The sequence below is a fragment of the Paenibacillus sp. P4_A7 genome (assembly GCF_056402455.1).
The window spans coordinates 1-2,218 of sequence record NZ_JBFUHJ010000658.1 but is presented as its reverse complement, the minus strand read 5'-3'; the positions used below and the strand labels follow the sequence as shown (position 1 = coordinate 2,218).

3 protein-coding genes are annotated in these 2,218 nt (G+C 41.1%); 1 reads left to right on the top strand and 2 read right to left on the bottom strand.

Features of this window, described 5'->3' with window-relative positions; all coding sequences use genetic code 11:
- Positions 1-120: 120 nt before the first annotated feature.
- Positions 121-585, bottom strand: coding sequence for a tRNA (uridine(34)/cytosine(34)/5-carboxymethylaminomethyluridine(34)-2'-O)-methyltransferase TrmL (gene trmL, locus AC1DWN_RS32555; RefSeq protein WP_477562981.1), 465 nt, complete (start codon positions 583-585; stop codon positions 121-123).
- Between the two features lie 184 nt (positions 586-769).
- Here trmL and AC1DWN_RS32550 point away from each other — a divergent pair, with 184 nt between their 5' ends.
- Positions 770-1,486, top strand: coding sequence for a response regulator (locus tag AC1DWN_RS32550; protein ID WP_477562980.1), 717 nt, complete (start codon positions 770-772; stop codon positions 1,484-1,486).
- Between the two features lie 109 nt (positions 1,487-1,595).
- Here the strand turns inward: AC1DWN_RS32550 and serC are convergent.
- Positions 1,596-2,218, bottom strand: a 623-nt coding sequence (gene serC, locus AC1DWN_RS32545) for a 3-phosphoserine/phosphohydroxythreonine transaminase (RefSeq protein ID WP_477562979.1), incomplete at its 5' end; no start/stop codon positions are given.

Here is a 2,218-nt window from a genome sequence, read left to right as displayed (position 1 = left end):
CATTATAGTCTTTCGATGGTAATTCGACATTTTCCTTCCCGAATTCATAATTTCTTAATATACTGTAAAAAAAATCGTTCACATTTAAGAAACTACTAATAAATCACTAGTGTGATTAAGCTATTCAAGCCCTGTGAAGCCATTTTGCCTAAGTGCTTCAAATACAATGATCGCGGCAGAATTCGATAAATTAAGCGAGCGAACCGCGCTAGTCATCGGCATTTTTATACATGTTTCCATATTCGCATCAATTAATGATTGCGGTAACCCCTTCGTTTCTTTACCAAATACGAAGAAATCTCCATCCTGATACTCGAACTGCGAGTAAACCTTTTTAGCTTTTGTACTCGCATAAAAAAAGCGGCTTTCCTGGTGCAACTGCTGCAATTCTTCGAAGGAATYGTGATACTCAACATGAACAGAATGCCAATAGTCTAATCCTGCACGCTTTAGGCTTCGATCATCTGTATCAAATCCAAGCGGTCTAACTAAATGTAAATGCGTTCCTGTAGCAGCACATGTGCGTGATATATTACCTGTGTTTGCCGGAATCTCTGGTTCTACCAATACAATAKGAAATGGCATGGTTGTCTATCTCACCTCTCATTTTGACYATTATACACGAAATTACATCAAATTTTACATCCATTTTACGTACCGTTAATCTACCCCGTAATTTCAAGCGTCATAATAGAAATCATAATAGACGATATAATCCAAGTTTTTAATGAAATAATGACCTCATAAATCATAAAGGAGAGTTGAACAAATGCGAAAAAAAATATTGGTAGTCGATGATGAGCCTTCCATCTCCATGTTAATCGAATTTAATTTAAAGCTCGCTGGCTACGATGTACGCTGTGTAAGCGATGGGGAAGCTGTATTTGACACATTAAAGCCATTTCGTCCTGACTTGATTGTTCTCGACCTCATGCTTCCCAAAATGGACGGCATTCAAGTTTGCCGTGAGCTTCGCAAACAAAATAACGCTGTACCCATCGTCATGCTGACAGCCTTGCAGGATGTATCTGATAAAATAGCAGGCCTTGACAATGGTGCGGATGATTATATGACCAAGCCGTTCAGTCCTCAAGAGCTCGTATCCCGAATTCAAGCTATTTTCCGTCGGATGAATGCATTGCCCGGTAACATTGAGAACACCGCCTTTGATATCGGACGTTTGAACGTGCGTGTTGAACAACGTGAAGTTTTCCTTGACGGTAAATCGGTTGAGCTTACACCAAAGGAATTCGAGCTTCTGCTCTTCTTATGCCGTCACAAAGGCAAAGTGCTGAGCCGCCAACAGCTGCTGCATGGCGTCTGGGATTATCATTTCCTTGGCGACACTCGAATTGTTGACGTTCACATCAGTCATTTACGTGATAAAATCGAGAGGAACGCAAGAACTCCTGAATATATTATGACCGTACGTAATGTCGGGTATAAGCTTCATGGACCTGCAGTCATGGAATCGTCCTTTGCTTAATATGAGAAAGACCGCRTTCCCCTTTAAGATAAGGGAACGCGGTCTTTCTTTTTTGAGTTGTCTGGATCAACAGCTCTATAAGCTAGATCTCTAAGCTTCGAAAAATATATTAGCCATTACGCTTCATAAAATCAGTCATAAATTGCGTTAATGCTTGGCAGCTTTCGAGCGGAACCGCATTATATGTGGATGCGCGCAATCCGCCTACATCGCGGTGACCCTTCAAACCGACAAAGCCTTCTTGTTCCGATTGTTTAATAAATTGCTTCTCTAGCTCTTCGCTATGAATACGGAATGTAATATTCATAAGGGAGCGACTTTGAGGCTGCGCACAACCGATGTAGAAGCCATTGCTTTGATCGATATTGTCATAGATCAATTTTGTCTTGTCACGGTTGAATTGCTCCATTTGAGCAACTCCGCCTTTATCCTTAATCCATTGCAATACTAATCTCATCATATAAACCGAGAAAGAAGGCGGCGTATTGTAAAGTGAGCTAGCCTTCGCATGTGTGTCATAACGGAACATCGATGGAATGGTTTTTGGACTTTCTTGTACCAGATCATCACGAATGATAACAACAGTCACTCCCGATGGACCTAGATTTTTTTGTGCACCGGCATAAATCATACCAAATTGGCTCACATCAATCGGTCGGCACAAAATATCGCTGGACATATCCGCTACAAGTGGAACATTTCCGGTTGTCGGAAATTCGAAAAACTGTGTTC

What these genes read in the sequence shown, in the direction of transcription:
- AC1DWN_RS32550 (WP_477562980.1), top strand. Translation starts at nt 770, where the DNA reads ATGCGAAAAAAAATATTGGTAGTCGATGATGAGCCTTCCATCTCCATG.